Here is a 4,019-nt window from a genome sequence, read left to right on the forward strand (position 1 = left end):
CTGGGCGGCATGGGACTGCCCGTCGGGGCGCTGGCGGCGATCGTGCTTGCGGTCAGTCTGGCCGTCTTCGTGGCGGTGTCCGGCCGCAATGTTCTTCTTGCCGGCCTCACGGGAGCAGTGGCGTACATCCTGGTGGGCCTTGCCGCGTCATTCTCTGCGGGCAGCCTCATTGCTGCGGGCGTTGAACTCGAAGGTGCGCAGCCGCCGGTTTCGCTTGCCGGTTATGTCTGGGTAGTCGGTCTGGCGGTTGGGACGGTGATTGCCGTGGCGGTGTCCTGGTGGGTCCTGCGACCAACCCGGCGGCGCTGATTCGACTGCCGGTTCAGTCGGCGCTCCGGTCCAGGTGGTGGGCCAGCATGATGGAGGTGGCTGTGCCGTCCTCATCCGCTCCGCGTCGGGCATACTCCTCGAAGACGGTGCGGATCTTCTCCATCATTTCGGCGCGGTGCGTGTCATTGAGCCGCACCCCCAAGCGCCAGACGTCGATCTCTGACGGGCTCAGGCCGTCGATCTCCTGCAAAAAGGTCTCCACGAGGACCGGAGCGGCGTTGGGCATCCTGCTTCCCCAGGACAACCCGGTAGCCCGATAGGGGATTTCCTTGGCCCCCCGATTGCCTGATCGTGGCTCCTCCGCCCGAAGGAATCCTGTTGCAAGGAGGGTACGTACATGGTGCAAGGCCGTGGCGGGATTCAATTCCAGCACCTCGGCGATTTCCTTGTTGGTGCGGGCCTTGTGCAGGCACAGCCGGAGGATCCTGAGCCGAACGGGGGAGCTCAGCGCCCTGCCGCGTGCCTGGACGTCCTCATCTGTTTCCATGTCCAAAAGCATACGTCAGCAGGCGTGTAGCGATTGAACTTAGTCAATCGCGTGGAGTCCGAGACGTCATCCGTGCAGGGCGGTACGTGGATCCCGCCGCGGGGGAGGCGGGGGCACCGGCTTCGCTGCGGTGACCGCGTCGAGAGGCACGACGACGTCGCCCCGCCTGGTCGCGACGGTGCAGGATGCCTCATCCCTTCCGGTCAGCTCGCCAAGCGCGTCGGTGAGCCCGCCCTCGATCCGGTATCTGACCACCACGCGGGTGCCGAGCGGCAGTGCGGCCAACCGGTCTGCGGCGGGGTTCGTCATGGCCATAGCGTGTCATATTACGGCGGGCGCCGGTCGATGCCGAACCCTTCGACCGTTGCGTTAAGCTTGAACAGCGACGAAGAGCCGGTACCGGCACCAGAATCCTAGGGAAGGCGTGGGACGTGACCTACGTAATCGCACAGCCGTGCGTGGATGTGAAAGACAAGGCCTGCATTGAGGAATGCCCGGTCGACTGCATCTATGAAGGCGAGCGTTCGTTGTACATCCACCCGGATGAGTGCGTGGACTGTGGGGCGTGCGAGCCGGTCTGCCCGGTGGAGGCCATCTACTACGAGGACGACACCCCGGAGGAGTGGGCCGATTACTACAAGGCCAATGTGGAGTTCTTCGATGACCTGGGTTCTCCGGGCGGTGCCGCCAAGCTCGGCAACACCGGGAAGGACCACCCGATGATCGCCGCCCTGCCGCCGCAGAACCAAGAAGCGTGACAGCAGAGTGACTCTCGAGCGGTCCTTCGGGCTCAACCTGCCGGATTACCCGTGGGACGCTATGGCGCCTTATGTGGAGGAAGCCCGGCAGCATCCCGACGGCGCCGTCAATCTTTCCATCGGCACCCCTGTGGACCCCACGCCGGACGTTGTCCAGCGTGCACTCCGGGACGCCGCGAACGCTCCTGGGTACCCCACGACGCACGGCACTGTGGAGCTGAGGGAAGCGATCAGCGAGTGGTACCGCCGTCGTCGTAATGTTGTGGGCCTGGATCCTGCTGACATTCTGCCCACGGTGGGGTCCAAGGAACTCGTCGCGTGGCTGCCCACGCTGCTCGGGCTGGGAGCCGGCGACGTCGTCGTGCGCCCCACGGTGGCCTACCCCACGTACGACATGGGCGCGCACTTTGCCGGCGCCACTCCTGTCGCTGCGGATTCGTTGGCCGAGCTCGACGCCGACACCCGTGCCCGGGTCCGTCTTGTCTGGGTCAACTCACCGTCCAACCCCACCGGCGCGGTCCACGATGTGGAGGCGCTGCGGGCAATCGTCGACGAAGCCCGCAGTCTGGGGGCCATGGTGGCCTCGGACGAGTGTTACGCCGAACTGGGGTGGGGCATTTGGGATCCGGCGACGGGAGGCCAGCCGGTGCCCAGCATCCTCGATGCGCGGGTCAGCGGCGGATCCTCGGACCTGTTGTTGTCCGTCTATTCGCTCAGCAAGCAGTCAAACGTTGCGGGTTACCGCGCTGCCTTCGCAGCCGGCGACAGCAAGGTGCTGGCGAATTTGATCAATTCGCGCAAGCACGCGGGCATGATCGTGCCCTTCCCGGTTCAGGAAGCCATGCGCGCAGCGCTGTCGGACGACGCGCATGTTGCTGCCCAGAAAGATCTCTACCGGGCGCGCCGGGAGCAGCTGATCCCCGCCCTCGAAGCTTTTGGCCTGACCATCCATTCTTCCGACGCCGGTCTTTACCTCTGGGCCACGGCGGGCGAGGACACCTGGATCACTGTGAAGCGGTTCGCGGAGCTTGGAATCATCGTCGGACCGGGCACCTTCTACGGCGAAGCAGGGAACGGATTCGTCCGCGTCGCGTTGACGGGTTCGGATGAGCGGGTGCGCGCTGCCGCTACACGGCTGAGTGCCTGAGTGCATGTTGCTATTGCACAACAACGGCCAAACGGATTAGTGCTGAAGGCGTGTGTGCCGGTAGCGTTTTAGCTGACTAGGCTGATCCAGCCCACACGCATGCTTTTCCATAAGCTCCACAAGGAGAGTCAATGACTGAGCACAACGGAGCCTCACTCCAGTATGACGGAGGAAGCCTCAGCCTCCCGCTGATTTCAGCGGCGGAAGGCAACCACGGGTACGACGTCTCTAAGCTTCTCAAGCAGACCGGTTCCGTCACGTTCGACCCCGGCTTCATGAACACAGCGGCCACCACCTCAGCGATCACCTACATCGACGGCGACCAGGGAATCCTGCGCTACCGCGGTTACCCGATCGACCAGCTGGCAGAGCACTCCAGCTTCCTCGAGGTCTCGTACCTGCTCATCTACGGCGAACTGCCGACCCCTACTGAACTCGATGCCTTCGATCAGCGCATCCGCCGTCACACGCTCCTGCACGAGGAGCTCAAGGGCTTCTTCGGAGGCTTCCCCCGTGACGCCCACCCCATGCCGGTGCTGTCCTCCGCTGTTTCCGCTCTGTCGACGTTCTATCAGGACTCGCTGGACCCGTTCGACGACGAACAGGTGGAACTATCCACTTTCCGCCTCATGGCGAAGCTCCCGGTGATCGCCGCGTACGCGCACAAGAAGTCGATCGGCCAGCCGATGCTGTATCCGGACAACTCCATGAACCTCGTGGAGAACTTCATGCGACTGTGCTTCGGTCTCCCTGCCGAGCCCTATGACCTCGACCCCACGATGGTGAAGGCACTCGACCTGCTCCTCATCCTCCACGCGGACCACGAGCAGAACTGTTCGACCTCCACCGTCCGCCTTGTGGGCAGTTCGAATGCGAACATGTTCGCTTCCATCTCCGCAGGCATCAACGCACTCTTCGGCCCGCTGCACGGCGGTGCCAACGAGGCCGTGCTCAACATGCTCCGCCAGATCCAGGCAACAGGCATGCAGCCCGAGGACTTCATGGAAAAGGTGAAGAAGAAGGAAGACGGCGTGAAGCTCATGGGCTTCGGGCACCGCGTCTACAAGAATTACGACCCTCGCGCCAAGATCGTCAAGGCAACAGCGCACGACATCCTCTCCAAGCTCGGCGGCAATGACGAGCTGCTGGACATCGCCATGCGCCTCGAAGAGAAGGCCCTCGCCGATGACTACTTCATCGAGCGCAAGCTCTACCCGAACGTGGATTTCTACACCGGTCTCATCTACAAGGCGATGGGTTTCCCCGAGAAGATGTTCACGGTGCTTTTCGCCATCGG

The 4,019-nt window shown here is 63.4% G+C and carries 6 protein-coding genes; 4 read left to right on the plus strand and 2 right to left on the minus strand.

What is annotated here, in order from left to right:
* On the plus strand, window positions 1-309 hold a 309-nt coding region (locus RIF85_RS14920; RefSeq protein ID WP_309072689.1), incomplete at its 5' end, for a hypothetical protein.
* 13 nt (window positions 310-322) lie between these two features.
* Here RIF85_RS14920 and RIF85_RS14925 read toward each other — a convergent pair.
* Entirely contained in the window at window positions 323-817 is a 495-nt protein-coding gene (locus RIF85_RS14925) for a winged helix-turn-helix domain-containing protein (protein ID WP_309072690.1), read from the minus strand.
* Between the two features lie 66 nt (window positions 818-883).
* Window positions 884-1,126 carry a hypothetical protein gene (locus tag RIF85_RS14930; RefSeq protein ID WP_309072691.1) on the minus strand — a complete coding sequence of 81 codons (243 nt, stop codon included), beginning with the start codon at window positions 1,124-1,126 and terminating at the stop codon, window positions 884-886.
* Between the two features lie 122 nt (window positions 1,127-1,248).
* Here RIF85_RS14930 and fdxA point away from each other — a divergent pair, with 122 nt between their 5' ends.
* The 3 genes from fdxA to RIF85_RS14945 all read left to right on the plus strand — a co-directional run.
* A complete protein-coding gene (gene fdxA, locus RIF85_RS14935) occupies window positions 1,249-1,575 on the plus strand; it encodes a ferredoxin (protein WP_309072692.1) in 327 nt (108 codons plus the stop codon).
* Between the two features lie 7 nt (window positions 1,576-1,582).
* Window positions 1,583-2,722 (plus strand): succinyldiaminopimelate transaminase, encoded by a 1,140-nt coding sequence (dapC, locus tag RIF85_RS14940; RefSeq protein WP_309072693.1) that lies wholly within the window; start codon window positions 1,583-1,585, stop codon window positions 2,720-2,722.
* A 131-nt stretch (window positions 2,723-2,853) separates the two neighbouring features.
* Window positions 2,854-4,019 (plus strand): citrate synthase (locus RIF85_RS14945; RefSeq protein WP_309072694.1); only part of this gene is annotated, 1,166 nt, incomplete at its 3' end.

It is taken from the genome of Arthrobacter sp. (assembly GCF_031179385.1).
In the GTDB taxonomy this organism is placed as follows: domain Bacteria; phylum Actinomycetota; class Actinomycetes; order Actinomycetales; family Micrococcaceae; genus Arthrobacter_D.

Excerpts from the sequence above, each read along its gene's own strand:
- RIF85_RS14925 (WP_309072690.1), bottom strand. The coding sequence starts at position 817 with ATGGAAACAGATGAGGACGTCCAGGCACGCGGCAGGGCGCTGAGCTCC.
- RIF85_RS14930 (WP_309072691.1), bottom strand. The coding sequence starts at position 1,126 with ATGACGAACCCCGCCGCAGACCGGTTGGCCGCACTGCCGCTCGGCACC.